This window comes from Micromonospora sp. TSRI0369 (assembly GCF_001905625.1).
GTDB lineage: Bacteria > Actinomycetota > Actinomycetes > Mycobacteriales > Micromonosporaceae > Micromonospora > Micromonospora echinospora_A.
In genome coordinates this window covers 267,826-288,175 of the sequence record NZ_LIVU01000004.1, presented here as the reverse complement: position 1 = coordinate 288,175, position 20,350 = coordinate 267,826, and the positions used below count along the sequence as shown (strand labels likewise).

At 72.0% G+C, this 20,350-nt stretch carries 20 protein-coding genes; 12 read left to right on the top strand and 8 right to left on the bottom strand.

Annotation, left to right across the window (positions count from 1 at the left end):
• Positions 1-130: 130 nt before the first annotated feature.
• The 4 genes from AMK25_RS14265 to AMK25_RS14250 all read left to right on the top strand — a co-directional run bounded on the left by AMK25_RS14265 (position 131) and on the right by AMK25_RS14250 (position 4,179).
• Positions 131-1,057, top strand: a complete 927-nt coding sequence (locus AMK25_RS14265) for an ABC transporter permease (protein WP_013288523.1) — start codon at positions 131-133, stop codon at positions 1,055-1,057.
• Between the two features lie 75 nt (positions 1,058-1,132).
• Positions 1,133-2,116, top strand: coding sequence for an ABC transporter permease (locus tag AMK25_RS14260; RefSeq protein ID WP_073828866.1), 984 nt, complete (start codon positions 1,133-1,135; stop codon positions 2,114-2,116).
• Positions 2,117-2,141: 25 nt separating this feature from the next.
• On the top strand, positions 2,142-3,170 hold the full coding sequence (locus AMK25_RS14255; RefSeq protein ID WP_073828865.1) for an ABC transporter ATP-binding protein: 1,029 nt from the start codon (positions 2,142-2,144) through the stop codon (positions 3,168-3,170).
• Positions 3,163-4,179 (top strand): ABC transporter ATP-binding protein, encoded by a 1,017-nt coding sequence (locus tag AMK25_RS14250; RefSeq protein ID WP_073828864.1) that lies wholly within the window; start codon positions 3,163-3,165, stop codon positions 4,177-4,179. The genes AMK25_RS14255 and AMK25_RS14250 overlap by 8 nt, the downstream gene beginning before the upstream one ends.
• An 85-nt stretch (positions 4,180-4,264) precedes the next feature.
• On the opposite strand, the gene AMK25_RS14245 is transcribed toward AMK25_RS14250, so the two are convergent.
• Positions 4,265-4,618, bottom strand: coding sequence for a chorismate mutase (locus AMK25_RS14245; RefSeq protein ID WP_073828863.1), 354 nt, complete (start codon positions 4,616-4,618; stop codon positions 4,265-4,267).
• 286 nt (positions 4,619-4,904) lie between these two features.
• Here AMK25_RS14245 and pcrA point away from each other — a divergent pair, with 286 nt between their 5' ends.
• Positions 4,905-7,298 carry a DNA helicase PcrA gene (gene pcrA, locus AMK25_RS14240; RefSeq protein ID WP_073828862.1) on the top strand — a complete coding sequence of 798 codons (2,394 nt, stop codon included), beginning with the start codon at positions 4,905-4,907 and terminating at the stop codon, positions 7,296-7,298.
• Between the two features lie 63 nt (positions 7,299-7,361).
• Here pcrA and AMK25_RS14235 read toward each other — a convergent pair whose 3' ends face one another.
• Together AMK25_RS14235 and AMK25_RS14230 are read right to left on the bottom strand one after the other, a co-directional pair.
• Positions 7,362-8,123: a M23 family metallopeptidase gene (locus AMK25_RS14235; RefSeq protein ID WP_198937521.1), complete on the bottom strand. Its 762-nt coding sequence runs from the start codon at positions 8,121-8,123 to the stop codon at positions 7,362-7,364.
• A gap of 259 nt (positions 8,124-8,382) precedes the next feature.
• Positions 8,383-9,093 carry a M23 family metallopeptidase gene (locus AMK25_RS14230; protein ID WP_030501513.1) on the bottom strand — a complete coding sequence of 237 codons (711 nt, stop codon included), beginning with the start codon at positions 9,091-9,093 and terminating at the stop codon, positions 8,383-8,385.
• A 403-nt stretch (positions 9,094-9,496) separates the two neighbouring features.
• On the opposite strand from AMK25_RS14230, the gene AMK25_RS14225 reads away from it, so the two are divergent.
• The 3 genes from AMK25_RS14225 (at position 9,497) to sucD (ending at position 12,421) form a co-directional block, all read left to right on the top strand.
• The gene (locus AMK25_RS14225; RefSeq protein ID WP_073828860.1) at positions 9,497-9,901 is read left to right on the top strand and encodes a cobalamin B12-binding domain-containing protein; all 405 of its coding nucleotides are present in this window, start codon (positions 9,497-9,499) and stop codon (positions 9,899-9,901) included.
• 451 nt (positions 9,902-10,352) lie between these two features.
• Positions 10,353-11,531 (top strand): ADP-forming succinate--CoA ligase subunit beta, encoded by a 1,179-nt coding sequence (gene sucC, locus AMK25_RS14220; RefSeq protein ID WP_073828859.1) that lies wholly within the window; start codon positions 10,353-10,355, stop codon positions 11,529-11,531.
• A gap of 2 nt (positions 11,532-11,533) precedes the next feature.
• Positions 11,534-12,421 carry a succinate--CoA ligase subunit alpha gene (gene sucD, locus AMK25_RS14215; RefSeq protein ID WP_073828858.1) on the top strand — a complete coding sequence of 296 codons (888 nt, stop codon included), beginning with the start codon at positions 11,534-11,536 and terminating at the stop codon, positions 12,419-12,421.
• Between the two features lie 58 nt (positions 12,422-12,479).
• Here the strand turns inward: sucD and AMK25_RS14210 are convergent, their stop codons facing one another.
• Positions 12,480-12,749 carry a hypothetical protein gene (locus tag AMK25_RS14210; protein WP_030501509.1) on the bottom strand — a complete coding sequence of 90 codons (270 nt, stop codon included), beginning with the start codon at positions 12,747-12,749 and terminating at the stop codon, positions 12,480-12,482.
• Positions 12,750-12,907: 158 nt separating this feature from the next.
• On the opposite strand from AMK25_RS14210, the gene AMK25_RS14205 reads away from it, so the two are divergent.
• Positions 12,908-14,233 (top strand): cell division protein PerM, encoded by a 1,326-nt coding sequence (locus AMK25_RS14205; protein ID WP_073828857.1) that lies wholly within the window; start codon positions 12,908-12,910, stop codon positions 14,231-14,233.
• A 77-nt stretch (positions 14,234-14,310) separates the two neighbouring features.
• On the opposite strand, the gene AMK25_RS14200 is transcribed toward AMK25_RS14205, so the two are convergent.
• Both AMK25_RS14200 and AMK25_RS14195 read right to left on the bottom strand, forming a co-directional pair.
• Positions 14,311-14,856 carry a DUF4190 domain-containing protein gene (locus AMK25_RS14200; protein ID WP_073828856.1) on the bottom strand — a complete coding sequence of 182 codons (546 nt, stop codon included), beginning with the start codon at positions 14,854-14,856 and terminating at the stop codon, positions 14,311-14,313.
• Positions 14,857-14,890: 34 nt separating this feature from the next.
• A complete protein-coding gene (locus tag AMK25_RS14195) occupies positions 14,891-15,187 on the bottom strand; it encodes a CD225/dispanin family protein (RefSeq protein ID WP_073828855.1) in 297 nt (98 codons plus the stop codon).
• 181 nt (positions 15,188-15,368) lie between these two features.
• Between AMK25_RS14195 and purN the strand changes: the two genes are divergently transcribed.
• From purN to AMK25_RS14180, 3 genes are all read left to right on the top strand, one after another.
• Positions 15,369-15,989: a phosphoribosylglycinamide formyltransferase gene (gene purN / locus AMK25_RS14190; protein ID WP_073828854.1), complete on the top strand. Its 621-nt coding sequence runs from the start codon at positions 15,369-15,371 to the stop codon at positions 15,987-15,989.
• Positions 15,986-17,560, top strand: a complete 1,575-nt coding sequence (purH, locus tag AMK25_RS14185; protein WP_073828853.1) for a bifunctional phosphoribosylaminoimidazolecarboxamide formyltransferase/IMP cyclohydrolase — start codon at positions 15,986-15,988, stop codon at positions 17,558-17,560. Before purN ends, purH begins: the two co-directional genes overlap by 4 nt.
• A gap of 151 nt (positions 17,561-17,711) precedes the next feature.
• The gene (locus AMK25_RS14180) at positions 17,712-18,095 is read left to right on the top strand and encodes a hypothetical protein (protein WP_073828852.1); all 384 of its coding nucleotides are present in this window, start codon (positions 17,712-17,714) and stop codon (positions 18,093-18,095) included.
• A 205-nt stretch (positions 18,096-18,300) separates the two neighbouring features.
• Here the strand turns inward: AMK25_RS14180 and AMK25_RS14175 are convergent, their stop codons facing one another.
• Both AMK25_RS14175 and AMK25_RS14170 read right to left on the bottom strand, forming a co-directional pair.
• A complete protein-coding gene (locus tag AMK25_RS14175; protein ID WP_073828851.1) occupies positions 18,301-19,329 on the bottom strand; it encodes an ABC transporter ATP-binding protein in 1,029 nt (342 codons plus the stop codon).
• Positions 19,313-20,350, bottom strand: a complete 1,038-nt coding sequence (locus AMK25_RS14170) for an ABC transporter ATP-binding protein (protein ID WP_073828850.1) — start codon at positions 20,348-20,350, stop codon at positions 19,313-19,315. Before AMK25_RS14170 ends, AMK25_RS14175 begins: the two co-directional genes overlap by 17 nt.

Here is a 20,350-nt window from a genome sequence, read left to right as displayed (position 1 = left end):
CGGGTCGGGCTCGCCTACCGGTGAGCCCGACCCGGGGCCGTTCCGCGAGGGGGTGTACAACGAACCCCTCGCAAACGTTGTCGCCGCCGCGCCGGCCCGCCCCGGCGCTCCCTGTCTGGAGGACCACCCCATGGGCCGTTATCTCTTGAGACGGCTGCTGCAACTCGTGCCGGTGTTCATCGGTACGACGTTCCTGATCTACTGGCTCGTCTGGTCAGTACCCGGTGACCCCTTCGCCGGCAAGTGCGGCGACCGCGGTTGCCCGCCGAACTACCGCGCCATGATGACCGAGAAGTACAACCTCGACGAGTCGATCTGGGTGCAGTACGCCAGCTACATGAAGAACCTTCTGCAGGGTGACTTCGGTATCACGTTCGGCGGTCGCGAGATCAGCGACATCATCGCCACGTCGTACCCGAACACCCTGAAGCTGGCGGTGGTCGCCCTCGCCATCGAGGCCGTGATCGGTCTCGGCGCCGGCATCCTCACCGGCCTGCGGCGCAACGGCTTCCTGGACAACCTGGTCCTGGTCTCCACCCTCTTCCTGATCGCCCTCCCGGTCTTCGTCATCGGCTTCGTGCTGCAGTGGCTGCTCGGCGTGAAGTGGGGCATCATCAACCCGACCGTGTCCAACGAGATGCGGTTCAGTGAACTGATCGTGCCGGGCTTCGTGCTCGGAAGCGCATCGATGGCGTACATCGCCCGGGTGGCGCGTACGAGCATCGCCGAGAACCGGCGTGCCGACTACGTCCGCACCGCGATCGCCAAGGGCCTCCCGATGCGCCGCGTGGTCGGCGTGCACCTGCTGCGCAACTCGCTCATCCCGGTGGTCACCCTGCTCGGCACCGACCTCGGCGCGCTGATGGGTGGCGCGATCGTGACGGAGGGCATCTTCGGCATCAACGGCATCGGCCGGCAGGTGCTCCGCTCGATCGTCACCAAGGAGAGCGCTACCGTTGTCGGCATCGTCGTGGTGTTGGTGCTCGTCTATCTCATCATGAACCTGGTGGTGGACCTGCTCTACGCCGCCCTCGACCCGAGGATCCGCTATGAGTGACGGCCGCAGCGTACGAAACGTCCCAGCAGTCTGCGCGGGCAACCACGCCCGTGCCGAGCGCAGCGAGGTACGGGCATGAGTGACCCGAATACCGCGTCGATCGTGTCGACGCCGCCCGCGACCATGCCCACCGAGGCGGGGTCGGGCGCGCCCACCAACGCGGGCCTGCCGGAGAGCGCGAAGCAGAACAAGCCGCGTGGCCTGCTCGGTGACGCCTGGATCGACCTGCGCCGCAAGCCGCTGTTCTGGATCTCGGCGACGATCATCCTGGTCTTCCTCGTGATGGCGGCCTTCCCGTGGCTGTTCACCTCCGGCGACGCGGTGAACGGCTCGCTGGACCGCAGCCGGGTCGAGCCGTCGTCGGCCGCCTGGTTCGGCTACGACGTGCAGGGCCGCGACGTCTACGCCCGGGTCATCTACGGCGCCCGCGCCTCGATCGTGGTGGCAGTGGTCTCCACCCTCCTGACGCTGCTGGTCGGCGGCACGATGGGCATCATCGCCGGCTACCGCGGCGGCTGGGTGGACGCGCTGCTGTCCCGTGTCGCGGACATCTTCTTCGGCCTGCCGTTCGTGCTCGGCTCGATCGTCATCCTGACCACGTTCAACGGGTCCGGCAGCGACAACGGCGAGTGGACGATCATGGGTCTGGTCATTCTGTCCCTGAGCGTGCTGAGCTGGCCGGTGGTGATGCGGCTGATGCGGTCCTCGGTGCTCTCCACCAAGGAGGCCGACTACATCGTCGCGGCCCGCGCGCTCGGCGCCAGCACCGGCCGGATCATCCTCAAGCACCTACTGCCGAACTGCCTGGCCCCGCTTCTGGTCTACGGCACGATCATGGTCGGCTCGTTCATCGGCGCGGAGGCCACGCTCTCGTTCCTGGGCATCGGCCTGAAGAGCCCGGTCGTCTCCTGGGGCATCATGATCAGCGAGGCGCAGAACTACATCCGGGTCTCGCCCTACCTGCTGTTCTTCCCCGCCGCGTTCCTCGTCGCCGCCGTGCTGAGCTTCGTCATGCTCGGCGAGGCGGTCCGCGAGGCCCTCGACCCGAAGCTCCGATAGGGGAACTGAGTTGTCCGACATTCTCGTGTCCGAGCAGTCCTCGCCGGGCGCCGACGGATCCGGCCGCCCCTCGGGCCGGCTGCTCGAGGTCGACGACCTTCGGGTGGAGTTCCGTACCCGGGACGGCGTCGCCAAGGTCATCAACGGAGTCACGTACCACGTCGAGGCGGGGGAGACCCTCGCCGTGCTCGGCGAATCGGGCTCCGGCAAGAGCGTCACCGCGCAGACCATCATGGGCATCCTGGACACCCCGCCCGGGTTCGTCACCGGTGGCCAGGTGCGCTTCCACGGCAAGGACATGCTCACCATGTCCCCCGAGCAGCGGCGGCGGATCCGGGGCGAGGGCATCGCCATGATCTTCCAGGACTCGCTCTCGGCCCTCAACCCGGTTTTCACGGTCGGCTTCCAGATCGCCGAGCAGTTCCGCATCCGGCGCGGCATGAGCCGCTCGGACGCCAAGAAGCGCGCGATCGAGATGCTCGACCAGGTGAAGATCCCCAACGCCAAGGGCCGGTTCAGCAACTACCCGCACCAGTTCTCCGGCGGTATGCGGCAGCGCGCCATGATCGCCATGTCGCTGGCGCTGGACCCCGAGGTGCTGATCGCCGACGAGCCGACCACCGCCCTGGACGTGACGGTGCAGGCCCAGATCATGGACCTGCTCGGTGAGCTCCAGCGGGAACGGCAGATGGGCATGATCCTGATCACCCACGACCTCGGCGTGGTCGCCGACGTCGCGGACCGGATCGCGGTCATGTACGCCGGCCGGATCGTCGAGGAAGCCGACGTCTACGACCTGTACCGCAAGCCGGGACACCCGTACACGCTCGGCCTGCTCAACTCGATCCCTCGGATGGACGAGAAGGGGCAGGAGCTCCGCACGATCAAGGGCCTCCCGCCGAACCTGATGAACATCCCGCCGGGCTGCGCGTTCAACCCGCGTTGCCCGATGGCGCAGCCGGTGTGCCGGGAGAAGGTCCCGCCGCTGCTGCAACTGGGCAACGGCCGGGCCAGCGCCTGCCACTTCGCCGAGGAACTGGTGAACCGTGACTGAGAACATCATCGAGGTTCGTGACCTGGTCAAGCACTACCCCGTGACCCGGGGCGTGGTGTTCAAGAAGACCATCGGCCAGGTCAAGGCGGTCGACGGAGTCTCCTTCGACCTCAAGGCCGGCGAGACGCTCGGCGTGGTCGGCGAGTCCGGCTGCGGCAAGTCGACGCTGGCCCGCGTGCTGATGAACCTGGAGAAGCCGACCGCCGGTCAGGTGCTCTACAAGGGCCAGGACATCTCCAAGCTCTCCGGTGGCGCGCTGCGGCGACTGCGCCGGCAGATCCAGCTGGTGATGCAGGACCCGTACACCTCGCTCAACCCCCGGATGACTGTGGGTGACCTGATCGGCGAGCCGTTCGAGATCCACCCCGAGGTGGCTCCGCGCGGCAGCCGGCGCACCAAGGTCAAGGAGCTGCTCGACCTGGTCGGCCTCAACCCGGAGCACATCAACCGGTACCCGCACCAGTTCTCCGGCGGCCAGCGGCAGCGCATCGGCATCGCCCGGGCGCTGGCGCTGCGGCCCGAGGTGATCGTCTGCGACGAGCCGGTGTCGGCGCTCGACGTCTCCATCCAGGCGCAGGTGATGAACCTGCTGGAGAAGCTCCAGGGCGAGTTCGGTCTCTCGTACGTCTTCATCGCCCACGACCTGTCGGTGGTGCGTCACCTCTCCGACCGGGTCGCGGTGATGTACCTGGGCAAGATGGTGGAGATCGGCACCGAGGACGAGATCTACGAGCGGCCGACCCACCCGTACACCCAGGCGCTGCTGTCGGCGGTGCCGGTGCCGGACCCGACCGTGCGCGAGAGCAAGGCGATCATCCGGCTCCAGGGCGACGTCCCCTCGCCGATCAGCCCGCCCTCGGGCTGCCGGTTCCGGACCCGGTGCTGGAAGGCGCAGGACGTCTGCGCCCAGGAGGTGCCGCTGCTCCAGATCCGGCCGGGCTCGGATCACCCGAGCGCCTGCCACTTCGCGGAGAAGCGGGAGATCGTCGTCACCCACGACGCGGCCTGACCCGAACCGGACCGCCTGCCGGCGTCAGCTCGACGCCGGCAGGCGGTTCGTCGTCTCCGGGCGCGTCACGGCGTCTCCGCGCACGTCACAGCGGGCCACGGCCGGCGCGCAGCAGCAGGAGCGCGAGCTGGGTGCCGTCGGCGCCGAGTTCGGCGCGGAACCGCTCCAGGATCTCCCGTTCGCGGGACAGCACGAGCCGGGTCCCACCGGAGGCCATCCGGGTCGCGCCGACCTCCTGGGAGAGCGCGGCCCGCTCCTGCCAGAGCGCGATGAGGGTGCTGTCGATCTCGTCGATCCGCCGCCGGATCTCGCCGATCCGCTCGGCCGCCGCCGCGTCGTCGGTGCCGGTACGGGCCGCCGCGGCGCCGGTCGGATCGGCGTCGGCCGGCCGGCCGTTGCGCGCCAGGCTGCCGCTGGACTCCACCACGTCAGTCATCATCGTCGTCCCTCTCGGGGCTCGGGCCCGGTACCCGGATCCCGGGACGAAAACGCCCCGGGCTCGGGGAGCCCGGGGCGTTTCGTAGGTCTGTGATCAGGCGCGACCCACGGCTGCCGGACTCCCGGTGCCGTAGTAAAAGTAGAAGCGCTGATCGAACACGTCGTCGAGTATGCCGACCACCCGGGCGGGCGCGCAAGAAGACGCACCAACAGGTGAGACGTGCCGCCGCGCGCCGACCGGCCGCGGGCGGGGAAGTGTCCGGCCGGCGGCATAGACTCGGGCTGCGATGCATCCTCTCTTCGACATCCCCGCGTCCCCGCCCGCGCCGGAGTCCCGGCCGACCCCGCCGCGCCGCCCCGGGGCCGCCGGGTCGGACCCGCAGGCCCTCCTCGACGGCCTGAACGGCCCCCAGCGGGACGCGGTGACCCACGCCGGCTCCCCGCTGCTCATCGTGGCCGGCGCCGGCTCCGGCAAGACCCGGGTGCTGACCAACCGGATCGCCTACCTGCTCGCCGCCCGGGACGTGCACCCCGGCGAGATCATCGCGATCACCTTCACCAACAAGGCCGCCGGTGAGATGAAGGAACGGGTGGCCGCGCTGGTCGGCCCGCGCGCCCGGATGATGTGGGTGTCGACGTTCCACTCGGCGTGCGTACGCATCCTGCGGGCCGAGCACGAGCACGCCGGCCTGAAGTCGACGTTCTCGATCTACGACGCGGACGACTCGCGCCGGCTGATGCAGATGGTCGCCCGCGAGCTGGACCTGGACCCGAAGCGCTACCCGGCCCGGGGCCTGGCCGCCCAGGTGTCGAACCTGAAGAACGAGCTGGTCGACCCGGAGGAGTTCGCCGGCCGGGCCAAGGGGCCGAACGAGCGGGCGCTTGCCGAGGCGTACACGCTCTACCAGCGGCGGCTGCGCGAGGCCCACGCGCTGGACTTCGACGACCTGATCATGACCACGGTGCACCTGCTCCAGTCGCACCCGCACGTGGCGGAGAGCTACCGGCGGCGGTTCCGGCACGTGCTCGTCGACGAATACCAGGACACCAACCACGCCCAGTACGTGCTGATCAAGGAGCTGGTCTCCGGGACCGAGGGGATCCCGCCGGCCGAACTCTGCGTGGTCGGCGACGCCGACCAGTCGATCTACGCGTTCCGCGGCGCGACCATCCGCAACATCCTGGAGTTCGAGCGGGACTTCACCGACGCCCGCACCATCCTGCTGGAGCAGAACTACCGCTCGACCCAGACCATCCTCAACGCGGCGAACGCGGTCATCGACCGCAACACCTCCCGCAAGCCGAAGCGGCTGTGGAGCGACGCCGGGTCCGGCGAGCAGATCGTCGGGTACGTCGCCGACACCGAGCACGCCGAGGCGGACTGGGTGGCCCGGGAGATCGACCGGCTGGTCGACGACGGCGAGACCCGCCCGGGCGACGTGGCGGTCTTCTACCGCACCAACGCCATGTCACGCGTGTTCGAGGAGGTGTTCATCCGGGTCGGTCTGCCCTACAAGGTGGTCGGCGGGGTGCGCTTCTACGAGCGCAAGGAGGTCCGCGACGCGCTCGCGTACCTGCGCGCGGTGGTGAACGACGACGACACGGTCAGCCTGCGGCGGGTCCTCAACACGCCGCGCCGGGGCATCGGCGAGCGGGCCGAGGCGTGCGTGGAGGCGCTGGCCGCGCGGGACCGCATCTCCTTCGGGGCCGCGCTGCGCCGGGCCAAGGACGCGCCCGGCATCTCCACCCGGGCGGCGAACGGCATCGCCGAGTTCGTCGCGCTGCTCGACGCGGCGCGGGAACTGGCCGACACCGGCACGCCGGAGGAGGTGCTGGAGGCGGTGCTGACCCGCTCGGGCTACCTGGCCGAGTTGGAGGAGAGCCTCGACCCGCAGGACGCCGGCCGGGTGGACAACCTCCAGGAGCTGGTGAGCGTCGCCCGGGAGTACACCGAACGGATCGAGGCGCTCGGCGCCGACGACGAGCGGGCCACCCTGGCCGGGTTCCTGGAGCAGGTGGCGCTCGTCGCCGACGCCGACCAGATCCCCTCCGACGACCCGGACCACCAGGGCGTTGTCACGCTGATGACGCTGCACACCGCGAAGGGCCTGGAGTTCCCGGTGGTCTTCCTGACCGGCCTGGAGGACGGCGTCTTCCCGCACCTGCGGTCGCTCGGCGACACCCGCGAGCTGGAGGAGGAGCGGCGGCTGGCGTACGTCGGCATCACCCGGGCCCGTCAGCGCCTCTACCTGTCCCGCGCGGTCACCCGGTCGGCGTGGGGCGCGCCCGCGTACAACCCGCCGTCGCGGTTCCTGGAGGAGTTGCCGCCGGAGCTGGTCCGCTGGGAGCGCACCGAGGGGTCGTACACCTCGTGGGGTGGCGGGGGCGGCGGCGTCGGCGGCCGGGCGGACCGCCTGGGCCGCGGCGGCTTCGCCGGCGGCACGCCGAAGGCGACCGAGCTGGCGAAGCGGCTGGGCGTGGACGCCAGCCGCCTGTCCACGGCGAGCGAGCTGAAGCAGGCCCCGAAGGTCTCGGCCGGGGACCGGGTCAACCACCAGCGGTACGGCCTGGGCCGGGTGCTGGCGGTGGAGGGGGCCGGTCCGGGCGCCCGGGCCCAGATCGACTTCGGCGACCAGACCATGTGGCTGGTGCTGCGGCACGCGCCCATCGACAAGCTCTGAGCGTGAGCGGGCCCGGTCCGGCTTGTGGCCGGACCGGGCCCTCCTCCTCCTGCCGTGGCGCGGTCAGCAGGCCACGTCGATGCCCCGCGCGCGCAGGAACGGAGCCGGGTCGATCTGGTTCCACATGGCACCCTGGTGCACCTCGAAGTGCAGGTGCGGGCCGGTGGAGTCGCCGGTGGAGCCCTCGTAGCCGATGACCTGACCGGCCTTGACCTTGTCGCCCACGGCGACGGCGAGCCGGCTCTGGTGGGCGTAGTGGGTCAGGTAGCCGTTGTGGTGGTCGATGAAGACCGAGATGCCGTAGCCGTCGCCCACGTCGCCGGCCTTGACCACGGTGCCCGCCGCGGCGGCGTGGATCGGGGTGCCGGCCGGCATGGCGAAGTCGATACCGGCGTGCTGGGTGCCCCAGCGGGGCCCGTAGCAGGACGTGATGCCGGCGCCCTTCATGGGGATGACCCAGGCCGGCTTCTTCGCCACTGTCGTCTTCTTGGGCTTGGGCTTGGGCTTGGGCTTCGCGGTCGCCGACTTCCTCGGCGCCGGGGTGGTCGCGCTCGGGCTCGGCGACGGGCTGGCCGGGACGGCGGACGGGGTGAGCGGCTCGCGGGCCGAACGGTCGGCGCGGGCCGCGTCGTCGACGCGGGCCTGTACGCCGAGGTCGACGGCGGCGGGCGTCGGTGCGGAGCGGTCGGCGACGGTGACCACGCCGCCGATGCCGAGGCCGAGCAGGGCCACCGCGCCGGTGACCACGTATGCGGTGCGCCGGGCGCGGCGTGGGCGCCGGTGCCGGGCGGGAGCGTTGTCCGGGGTGGGGCTGCTGTGCTGCACGGGATCCTTCACCAGTCGAGGGGCACGTGACCACGAAATACTGGTGTCGGCGCAGGTGGCGGCGGGTATCGGGTGGCCGGGGCAAGGGGCGCCGGGCGTCGCCTCGTGCCCGGTTCCCGACCGGACGGGCGGTTCCGCGGCGAAGACGATCACCGATGGCTGTGGTCCCGCTCACACCGGCGGGTGTGACGTGGCAGACTTCGGCCAAACGAAACCGCCCGGATCGTGTGATCCGGGCGGTGACGGGGCGTACTGAGCGTCAGGAGGCGGCTACGTCGCCGTAGATCGCTTCGATTTCGAGCTGGATGTCCACTCCGCGCTCCTTGAGGAACGCCACCGGGTCCTGCGGCTGGCCCTTGACATGGATCTCAAGGTGCAGGTGGGAGCCGTAGGAGTGGCCGGTGTTGCCGACCAGGCCGAGCTGGTCGCCGGCCTTCACCTCCTGGCCCTCCTTGACCGACACGGCGGAGGAGTGGCCGTAGATGGCCTCGGTGCCGTCGGAGTGCTTCACGATCACCGCGTAGCCGTAGCCGCCGAACCAGCCGGCCTTGGTGACAGTGCCGGCGTGGACCGCCTTGTAGGGCGTGCCCTCCGGCGCGACCAGGTCGATGCCGGTGTGCAGCTTGCCCCAGCGCACGCCGTAGGGGGACTTGAAGTCGTAGCCGTGCAGTGGCAGGAGCCAGGGGTCCTGCTCGGTGATCTTGCTGTCGGTGCGGTCGGACCGGGACGCGCGGTCGGCGCTGTCGGCACGGGCCGCGGCGTCCTGGCTGGCGACCGAGGCCTGCCGGAGCTCGTCGAGGACCGAGGGGTTGACGCTCTTGGCGTCGGGCAGGGCGTTCGCGCCGATGGCGACGATGCCGGCGCCGACGAATGCGGTGGTGACCACCGCCGCGTAGCGGCTCCGCGGGGGGGTGGGCACGCGGCGGCGGCCGCGATAGCGATCGGGCTCAGACGACAGGCGCTGGCGCACGCACACCCTCCGTTGTCGGGGATCCGATGCGACTCCGGACCGTTCGGTGAAGCTCGGTTGAACCTCCGGTGTCGCGTCGTCACCCGTCCGTGGACCTGATGACAACCGTGGACACGTTAGCCAACCGCCACTCCTGTCACAAGCCGAAGCGCCGAACTGGCGTTTCTTTATGTCCGTTTCCATCCTGGCTTGTCATATCTCGTGCCGCCGGTCGGGTGGGGCTCCGACTGTCCATTCGTCGCGGACAGTGACCGATCGGCGGAGGTGTCCGGCTTTCCGCGTACGCGCATGAGCGGTAGGGGCAGTGGCCCGTGCGTGGGACGGTCCGGGCCCCGCTTTCCGCCCCCCGCTCCGCCGGGTTACCGTTCGTTCAGGTCAGTGTCCTGGTGAAAGGTGTGCGCAGATGAGCTCTCGTATCCGGGTCGTCGTCGCGAAGCCCGGCCTGGACGGCCACGACCGGGGCGCGAAGGTCGTCGCGCGTGCCCTGCGTGACGCGGGCATGGAGGTCATCTACACCGGCCTGCACCAGACGCCCGAGCAGATCGTGGAGACGGCCATCCAGGAGGACGCGGACGCGGTCGGCCTGTCGGTGCTCTCCGGCGCGCACATGACGCTGTTCAAGCGCGTCCTCGAACTGCTCGCCGAGCGCGACGCCACCGACATCGTGGTGTTCGGCGGCGGCATCATCCCCGACGCCGATCTGCCGGAACTGGAGCGGCTCGGCGTCGCGAAGATCTTCACCCCCGGCGCCACCACCGGGTCGATCGTCGAATGGGTGCGGGAGAACGTCGCTCAGCCGGTCGGCTGACCCGCCGCATTTCCGGCTCCGGGCACGGGGGAGGGGCCGGACGCACCCCTCACACGCCCGGCCCCTCTATGCACGATGCCCCGCCGCCACCCCTCGACCGACAGGGCATCGGCCGCTCCCGTCGTCGCGCTTGACCAGCGCTCCGACATCACACTCAACGACGCCCCCGACCGGCGGTTACGCCCGGTCCGGCACATCCCCCGGACGGCTGACGTCGGCGGTCGCCGACGCGTGCCGCCCGCCCGTCGCGGCGGCGTGCTGGCCGGAACCAGCCCGGCCGGAGACGGCTGTGCATTACCGCACACCCCGCACCCGCTCGGTTGCCGCCGGTTCCCATCTCGTTAGGCTGCGGCAAATGGCCTGTCTCTTCTGATGACAGGCGTCAAACTGATTTTCCAACGCTGGTGGCGGCGCGACGGCGCGCCGCGGAGACGGGACGGGACGCGCAAACGTGGACCTGTACGAGTACCAGGGGCGGGACCTGTTCGAGCGGCACGGCTTGCCCGTGCTCGCCGGCGGCGTCGCCACTACCCCGGAGGAGGCCCGCGCGATCGCCGAACGCCTCGGCGGCCGGGTGGTCGTCAAGGCGCAGGTGAAGGTCGGTGGCCGCGGCAAGGCCGGCGGCGTGAAGCTGGCCGAGGGCGCGGAGGAGACGGTGGCCCGGGCCACCGACATCCTCGGCATGGACATCAAGGGTCACACCGTCCACAAGGTCATGATCACCGTGACCGCGGACGTGGCTGAGGAGTACTACTTCTCTTACCTGCTCGACCGGGCGAACCGCACCTTCCTCTGCATCGCCAGCGTGGCCGGCGGTATGGACATCGAGCAGGTGGCGGCCGAGACCCCGGAGCGGGTCGTCAAGGCCCCGATCGACGCCAACACCGGCGTCGACGAGGCGAAGGCCCGGGAGATCGTCACCGCGGCCGGCTTCCCGGCCGAGATCGCCGACCAGGTCGTCGACGTCGCGGTGAAGCTGTGGCAGGCGTTCGTCGCCGAGGACGCCACGCTCGTCGAGGTGAACCCGCTGGCCACCACCAAGGACGGCAAGCTGCTGCTCCTGGACGCCAAGGTCACCCTGGACGAGAACGCCGCGTTCCGGCACCCGGACCACGAGGCCCTGGTCGACCAGGCGTCGGTGGACCCGCTGGAGCAGGCCGCCAAGGCCAAGGACCTCAACTACGTCAAGCTCGACGGCGAGGTCGGCATCATCGGCAACGGCGCCGGCCTGGTCATGTCCACGCTCGACGTGGTCGCGTACGCGGGCGAGCGGCACGGTGGCGTCAAGCCGGCCAACTTCCTCGACATCGGCGGCGGCGCGAGCGCCGAGGTGATGGCGAACGGCCTGGAGATCGTCCTGTCCGACCCGTCGGTCAAGAGCGTCTTCGTCAACGTCTTCGGCGGCATCACCGCCTGCGACGCGGTCGCCAACGGCATCGTGCAGGCGCTGGCGCTGCTGGAGCAGCGCGGCGAGAAGGCCACCAAGCCGCTCGTCGTCCGCCTCGACGGCAACAACGCCGAGGCCGGTCGGGCGATCCTCGACGGCGCGGCCAACCCGCTGATCCAGCGGGTCGACACCATGGACGGCGCGGCCGAGCGGGCCGCCGAGCTGGCAGCTGCGGGGGTCTGACAATGGCTATCTGGCTGACCAAGGACTCCAAGGTCATCGTGCAGGGGATGACCGGTTCCGAGGGTTCCAAGCACACCCGGCGGATGCTCGCCGCCGGCACCAACGTGGTCGGCGGCGTGAACCCGCGCAAGGCCGGCACCACTGTCGACTTCGACGGCACCGAGCTGCCGGTCTTCGCCTCCGTCGCGGACGCGATGAAGGACACCGGCGCGGACGTCACAGTCATCTTCGTGCCGCCGCAGTTCACCAAGGCCGCTGTGGTCGAGGCGATCGACGCCGGCATCGACCTGGCCGTGGTCATCACCGAGGGCGTGCCGGTGCACGACACCGCCGCGTTCTGGGCGTACAACAAGTCCAAGGGCGAGCGCACCCGCATCATCGGCCCGAACTGCCCGGGCATCGCCTCGCCGGGCGCGTCCAACGCCGGCATCATCCCGGCCGACATCACCGGCTCCGGCCGCATCGGCCTGGTCAGCAAGAGCGGCACGCTGACCTACCAGATGATGTACGAGCTGCGCGACATCGGCTTCTCCACCTGCGTCGGCATCGGCGGTGACCCGATCATCGGCACCACCCACATCGACGCCCTGGCCGCCTTCGAGGCGGACCCGGAGACCGACGCGATCGTCATGATCGGTGAGATCGGCGGCGACGCCGAGGAGCGGGCGGCCGAGTTCATCAAGGCCAACGTCACCAAGCCGGTGGTCGGCTACATCGCCGGCTTCACCGCCCCGCCCGGCAAGACCATGGGTCACGCCGGCGCGATCATCTCGGGCTCGGCGGGCACCGCCGACGCCAAGAAGGCCGCGCTGGAGGCGGTGGGCGTCAAGGTCGGCAAGACCCCGACCGAGACCGCCAACCTGATGCGGGAGCTCATGTCCGGCCGCTGAGCGGCCGTACGACGCGTGCCGAGGGGGTCGACCGGGAAACCGGTCGGCCCCCTCGCGTTCAGCGGTACCAGTACGGGTAGTACGAGTTGCCCCGGGCCCGCACGATGGCGCTGGCGACGATGTTGATCACGCCGAACGCGATGCCCAGCCAGCCGAGCAGCTGCGACTTGCCGTTGCGCCGCGCGTCGCGGATCGACAGCGCGCCGAAGACGATGCCCAGGATCCCGCAGCAGAACAGGCCGAAGACGATGCCGAGGACGCCCCAGAGCGTGGTCCGGTCCCGGCCGACGGCCGGCGGCGGCGGTGGTGGCGGATACGGAGCGTGCACGGCTTCCTCCGAGCGGTAGGCGCCGCGACGGGAACGGTCGCGTCTGAGGCCGAGGCTAGACCGGATCACCGCCGTGGGGCCGGGGTTCGGCGAACTCGCCACGCTGCCGACCGGGTATCGGACTGCCGTCCTCCGCGCGGCGTGCCAGAGTAGACACGATGTCACGCGTCACCCCTGACCAGCCACGCCGCCCGGCCACCGGTCCCCGCGCCGGGGACCGGCCACCCGGCCGCGCCCGTCCGGCCGCACGCGTGCCCGCGCCGCGCTCGGGCGAGGAGCCGCGCAGCCGGGCGCCACTGCCCGTCGCGGCCGGGGTGGCGGCGCTCTGGGCGGCGCTGACCTCCTGGCTGCCGGTCTCCGTCGTGCTGGGCCTGGCCCAGCTCAGCGAGGACGCCGGCTCGCTCGGCGGGGCGCTGCGCGCCGGCCTGGCCGGCTGGCTGCTCGGGCACGGCGTGCCGCTGCAGACCACCGCCGGGCCGCTGGGCCTGATCCCGCTCGCGCTGAGCGCGCTCGCCGTCTGGCGGCTCACCCGCGCCGGGGTGCACGTCAGCCGGGCCGTCGGCGCGCGGGGGGCCGGCTCGCCCCGCCAGGCGCTCACCGTCGCGGTCGCCGTCGGGATCGGGTACGCGCTGATCGGCGCGCTCGCCGCGTTCGCCGTCGACGCGGGCGGCCTGCGGGTCTCCCCGATCACCGCCGCGCTCATGTTCGCCGCGTTCGGCGTGCCGGCCGCCCTGGTCGGGGCGCTGCGCACCACAGGCGTCTGGGCGCTGCTGACCGCACGCTGCCCACCGCCGCTGCGCGACGGCCTGCGTACCGGGCTGGTCGCGGCGCTGCTGCTGCTCGGCGCGGGCGCGGGCGCGGCCGGACTGGCGGTGGCCACCGGCGGCGGCGACGCGGCCGACATGATCGGCGCCTACCGGACCGGGGTGGCCGGTCAGGCCGGCATCACCCTGGTCAGCCTCGCGTACGCGCCGAACGCCATCGCCTGGTCGGCCGCCTACCTGCTCGGTCCCGGGTTCGCCGTCGGCACCGACACCGCCGTCCGCACGAGTGAGGTGTCGGTCGGCGCGCTGCCGGCCGTACCGCTGCTGGCCGGCCTGCCGCGCGGGCCGATGGACGGGCTCGGCGCCGCGCTGCTCGCGGTGCCGGTGCTGGCCGCGATGGCGGCCGGCTGGCTGCTGGCCCGGCGGCTGATCCGGGCCGCCGCCGAGGAACGGGCCGCTGTGGGCTGGCCGGCGCTGCTCGGGCCGGCCGCGCTCGCCGGACCGGTCGCCGGCGCGCTGCTGGGGCTGGTCGCGGCGGCGTCCGGCGGGCCGCTCGGCGGCGGGCGGCTGGCCGAGGTCGGCCCGTCACCCTGGCCGGTGGCGGTGGTGGCCACCCTGGTGATCGCGGTGGGCGCGGTACTCGGCGCGGCCGCCACCCGCACCCTGACCCGCCCGGCGCGTCCGACGCCCCCGCCTCGCGCCACCCCGGCTCCGCGCTGACCCGTCCGGCGCCGCCTGGGGGAGAGACGCGCGAGGGGCGCCCGGCGGTCGCCGGACGCCCCTCGTTCGAACGACGGTCAGGCGCCGAAGTTGTTCATGTTGATCGCAGCGCCGGCGATGGCGCTGATGATGCCGACGACCACGCCGACGGCGCCGCAGATCAGGGCGGCCCGCGCCTGGCCGGCGTTGTTGGCCTCGCCCGCCTGGACCTTCTTCTGGCCGAGCACGCCGAGGACGACCGCCACGATGCCGGCCGGGACACCCAGCAGCGGGCAGCACAGGCCCAGCACGATCGAGGCGATGCCGACGATCATGCCGGCGAGGCCCATGGTGTTGCTCTGGCCCTGACCCGGAGCCGGGCCGGTCGGGTAACCGGCGGCCGGGTACTGCGGCGCCGCGCCGTACGGCTGCTGCTGCTGGGCATACGGGTCCTGGCCGTAGGCGGGCTGACCCGAGGTGGGCTGGCCGTACGGCTGGCCCGAGGTCGGCTGCTGGCCGTACTGCGGCTGCTGGCCGTACTGCGGGGCCTGCGGCGGCTGGGCGTACGGGTCGTTCGGCTGAGCGGTCGGGTCCTGGTTCGGCTGCTGGCCGTACGGGTCCTGTCCGGGGTAACCGGGCTGCATGTCTGGGTGCTCCTCAGTTCGGTTCGGTTGTGCGTCAGTTGGTGCCGCTGCTGCCGGCGAGGCCAGCCAGGCCGCCGAAGAGGCAACACATCACCACGATGATGCCGAGCCAGACCAGGCCGGCGATGAGGGCCCACTTGGACCACTTCTTGGACTCGGCGGCGGCGGCCTGGGCGCCGGCGTAGTCACCCTGCTGGATCAGCGGGTTGACCTTCGACGCGTTGATGATGGCCGGGATCGCGAGCGGCCAGAACAGGAAGATCGCGACGATGGACATCGTCATGTTGTTGTCGATCTGCTGCGGCTGCTGCGGGGGGTATCCGGGCTGCATGCGAAGTACTCCTCGGTCCGGCGGCACGCGGGTGCCGGTTTTCTTCGTGGGGGTGCGGGCCGGGGGAGAGACCGGACACCGGGCGACCGGCAGCGTACCGCGAGCACGCCATCCCCGAGGTGACGCGACCGGCCCGCCGCCCCGTGGCCGGAGCGCCTGACCTGCCCGATAGGGTTGCCGCGTGACCGAGCCCGCGTCCGTCGCCCGCCTCGTCGTCCTCGTCTCCGGTTCCGGCAGCAACCTCCAGGCGCTGCTGGACGCCACCGCCGACCCCGGCTACGGCGCCCGGGTCGTCGCCGTCGGCGCCGACCGGGACGGGATCGCCGGCCTGGACCGGGCCGCCGCCGCGGGCGTGCCGTCCTTCGTCGAGCGACTCAAGGACCACCCCACCCGCGCCGACTGGGACAAGGCGCTCACCGCGCGGGTCGCCGAGCACCGGCCCGACCTGGTCATCAGCGCCGGGTTCCTCAAGCTGGTCGGGCCGGAGTTCCTGGCCGCGTTCGGCGACCGCTACCTCAACACGCACAACACGCTGCTGCCGGCGTTCCCCGGCATCCACGGCCCCCGTGACGCGCTGGCGTACGGCGTGAAGGTCACCGGGGCCACGCTGTTCTTCGTCGACGCCGGGATGGACACCGGGCCGATCGTGGCCCAGGTCGCCGTGCCGGTGCTCGACGGCGACGACGAGGACACGCTCACCGAGCGCATCAAGTCCGCCGAGCGGCGCCAGCTCGTCGAGCAGGTCGGCCGGCTGGTCCGTGAAGGCTGGACGATCACCGGAAGAAAGGTCACCATCCCGTGAACGCCACTGAGGACGCCGGCCGCCGCCCGATCCGGCGCGCGCTGGTCAGCGTCTACGACAAGACCGGCCTGGCCGAGCTGGCCCGCGCCCTGCACGAGGCCGGCGTGGAGATCGTGTCGACCGGAAGCACCGCGTCGACGATCTCCGGCGCCGGGGTGCCGGTCACGCCGGTCGAGCAGGTCACAGGCTTCCCGGAGATCCTCGACGGGCGGGTCAAGACGCTGCACCCGAAGATCCACGGTGGTCTCCTCGCCGACCTGCGCAAGGACGCGCACGCTGCCCAGCTCGACGAGCACGGCATCGTCGGCATCGACCTGCTGGTCTCCAACCTCTACCCGTTCCAGGCCACCGTCGCCTCCGGCGCCGACACCGACGAGTGCGTGGAGCAGATCGACATCGGCGGTCCGGCGATGGTGCGGGCCGCGGCGAAGAACCACGCCTCGGTGGCGGTGGTGACCGACCCGGCCGCGTACCCGGCGGTGCGGGCCGCGCTGGCCGACGGCGGTTTCACCGTTGCCCAGCGCCGGGCGCTCGCCGCCCGGGCCTTCGCCGACATCGCCGACTACGACGTGGCGGTGGCCGACTGGTTCGCCACCACTGTGGCGCCGGCCGAGGACGGCTGGCCGCAGTTCGCCGGCCTGGCGCTGCGCCGCCAGGCCGTGCTGCGGTACGGCGAGAACCCGCACCAGGCCGCCGCGCTCTACACCGACCCGGGCGCGCCGGCCGGGCTGGCCCAGGCCGAGCAGCTGCACGGCAAGGAGATGTCCTACAACAACTACGTCGACGCGGACGCCGCCTGGCGGGCCGCCAACGACTTCCCGGACCAGCCGGCGGTGGCGATCATCAAGCACGCCAACCCGTGCGGCATCGCTGTGGGCGCGGACGTGGCCGAGGCACACCGCAAGGCGCACGCCTGCGACCCGGTCTCCGCGTTCGGTGGCGTGATCGCGGTGAACCGGCCGGTGAGCGTGGAGCTGGCCGGTCAGGTCGCGGAGATCTTCACCGAGGTGCTGGTGGCGCCGGGCTTCGACGAGGGCGCGCTGGAGGTGCTGCGGGCCAAGAAGAACATCCGGCTGCTGCGGGCGCCCGCGTTCGCCACCCGGCCGGCGGAGTGGCGGCAGGTCAGCGGCGGCGTGCTGGTGCAGATGCGGGACGCCGTCGACGCGCCCGGCGACGACCCGTCCGGCTGGACGCTCGCCACCGGCGACCCGGCCGACGAGGCAACGCTGCGCGATCTGGCGTTCGCCTGGCGGGCGGTCCGCGCGGTCAAGAGCAACGCCATCCTGCTGGCCCGCGACGGCGCCACCGTCGGCGTCGGCATGGGTCAGGTCAACCGGGTGGACTCGGCGCGGCTGGCCGTCAGCCGGGCCGGTGACGAGCGTGCCCGCGGCTCGGTCTGCGCCTCGGACGCGTTCTTCCCGTTCGCCGACGGCCCGCAGATCCTCATCGACGCCGGGGTGCGGGCGATCGTCCAGCCGGGCGGTTCGATCCGGGACGAGGAGACCATCGCGGCCTGCAAGGCGGCCGGCGTCACCATGTACCTCACCGGGACCCGGCACTTCTTCCACTGACGAGTCCGGCCCGACCCGTCCGGGTGCGCCTGTCGTCCACACGGCGGGCGCACCCGGACGTCGCGCCGTTGCCCGCCGCCGGAACCGGTTGCTAGCGTGTGCGCGGCGACGATCGACCGTCTCCGCCGCCCGTGAGACCGGCAGGTGTGCCATGCGCGTTCGCGACCGGTTGACCGCCGTCGTCGTCACGCTGGCGTTCGTCCTGGCCGGGCTGGGATCGGCCGCCGCACCCGCCGTCACCGCACCGGCCGCCGCGCTCGCCGCCGCGGCCGCCGCCTCGGCGAGCGGAACGAGCCCGGCCGCGCTGCGTGCCGCGTACCCCGAACGGTCCTGGTCGGAGCTCGCCGCCGGGCCGTGGCACGACCACGGCGGCGGCCTCGGATACGCCGACGGACCGGACGACCTGGCCCCGGCCGCGCTCCCGCGCGTGGCCGGTCCGGCCGTCCCGGAGCCCGTCGTGCCCGCGCCCCGGCCGCCGGTCGTGCCGCTGCCGCCGCGCGGCCCGCTCGCCGCGCGCGCCCCGCCGGCCGCCTGAGCCGCGCCGGACCCGGGACCCGCACGCCGGGACACCTCACCCGAGCCGCACCGAACCGCCGCGTCGACCCGGCGGTTCCGTCGCGGGACACCGATCACGTACGGCGGCGCGCCTCAACGCCGCCGGGATCGCCCGGGTCCATGCTTACCCGCCGCAGCGGAGGCCCCGCCCCCTCTTCCTCCGGGGGACGGGGCCTTCGTCGCGCTCACACGTCGGCGCGGACCTCGGCGAAGTGGCAGGCGCTGGGGTGCGGGTCCGCCGCCCGGGGCACGGTCTGCGGGTCCTGGACTGCGCAGACCTCCTCGGCCTTCCAGCAGCGGGTCCGGAAGTGGCAGCCGGACGGCGGCTCGGCCGGGCTGGGCACGTCGCCGCTCAGCCGGATGATGGTCTGCCGGTCGCGGGCCTCCGGGTCGGGCACCGGCACCGCCGACAGCAGTGCCTGGGTGTACGGATGGGTGGCCCGCTCGTAGATCTGCTCCTCGGTGCCGATCTCGACTATCCGGCCCAGGTACATCACCGCGACCCGGTCGGAGATGTGCCGCACCACCGACAGGTCGTGGGCGATGAAGATGTAGGACAGCCCGAACTCGTCCTGGAGCTGCTCCAACAGGTTGATCACCTGGGCCTGGATGGACACGTCCAGGGCCGACACAGGTTCGTCGCAGACGATGATCTCGGGGCGCAGCGCGAGCGCCCGGGCGATGCCGATGCGCTGCCGCTGACCGCCGGAGAACTGGTGCGGGTACCGGTTGACGTGTTCCGGGTTGAGCCCGACCACGTCCAGCAGCTCCTGCACCCGCTGCCGCCGGCTGCGCTTGGGCGCGACATCCGGGTGGATCTCGAACGGCTCGCCGACGATGTCGCCGACTGTCATCCGCGGGTTCAGTGAGGTGTACGGGTCCTGCATCACCATCTGCATGTTGCGGCGCAGCCGGCGCAGTTCGGCGCCCTTGGCGCGGAACAGGTCCCGTCCCTCCAGCGTGGCCCGCCCGGCGGTCGGGGTCTCCAGCCGCATGAGCAGCCGGGCCAGCGTGGACTTGCCGCAGCCGGACTCGCCGACCACGCCGAGCGTCTCGCCGCGCCGCAGTTCGAACGAGACGCCGTCGACCGCCTTGACCTGGCCGATGGTCTTCCTGAACAGCACGCCCTGACTGATCGGGAAGTGTTTGACCAGGCCGTCGACGGCGAGGATGGTCTCGCCGCGCACCTTGGCGGACTCAGCCGGCGCTGTCATCGTGCACCTCCTGCGCGAAGTGGCACGCGCTGGTCCGACCGTCGCCGAGCACCAGGTCGTGCGGCACCTCGTCCACGCAGACCTGCTGGACGTACGGGCACCGGGGGTGGAACGGGCAGCCGGACGGGATCGCCATCAGGTTCGGCGGCAGCCCGCGGATGCTCGACAACGCCTGGCCGCGCACGTCCAGGCGCGGAATCGACTCCAGCAACCCCTTCGTGTACGGGTGGGCGGGCGCCCGGTACAGCGCGTGCACGTCGGCGTGCTCGACGATGCGGCCCGCGTACATGACAGCGATCCGGTCGGCCACGCCGGCGACCACACCCAGGTCGTGGGTGATCAGGATGAGCGCCGTGCCGAGATCGCGGCGCAGGTCGGCCAGGAGGTCCATGATCTGCGCCTGCACGGTGACGTCCAGCGCCGTTGTCGGTTCGTCGGCGATCAGCACCTTCGGGTCGAGCGCCAGCGCCATGGCGATCATGACCCGCTGGCGCATGCCGCCGGAGAACTGGTGCGGGTAGTCGCCGAGCCGCTTCGCCGCCGCCGGGATCCGGACCAGGTCCATCAGCTCGACAGTGCGCTTGCGCGCGTCGGCCCGGGACATCCTGGCCCGCTCACGCAGCGACTCGCCGATCTGCCAGCCGACCGGGAAGACCGGGTTCAGCGCCGACAGCGCGTCCTGGAAGATCATCGCGATCTCGGTGCCGCGTACCTGCCGGCGTTCCTCCTCCGGGCGGGTGAGCAGGTCCCGCCCCTGGTAGAGGATCTGCCCGCCGCGCACGTACGCGGGCGGGGTGTCCAGGATGCCCATGATCGCCTGCGCGGTGACGGACTTGCCGGAGCCGGACTCGCCGAGCACGGCGAGCGTCTCGCCGGCGTCCAGGTGGTACGTCACCCCGTTGATCACCCGGGCCACGCCCTCGCGGGTGCGGAACTCCACGTGCAGGTCCCGTACCTCCAGCAGGTGCCCGCCCGGCGGGGTGGGTGAGGCCGGCGTGGGCCGGACCGCGTTCTGCGTCAT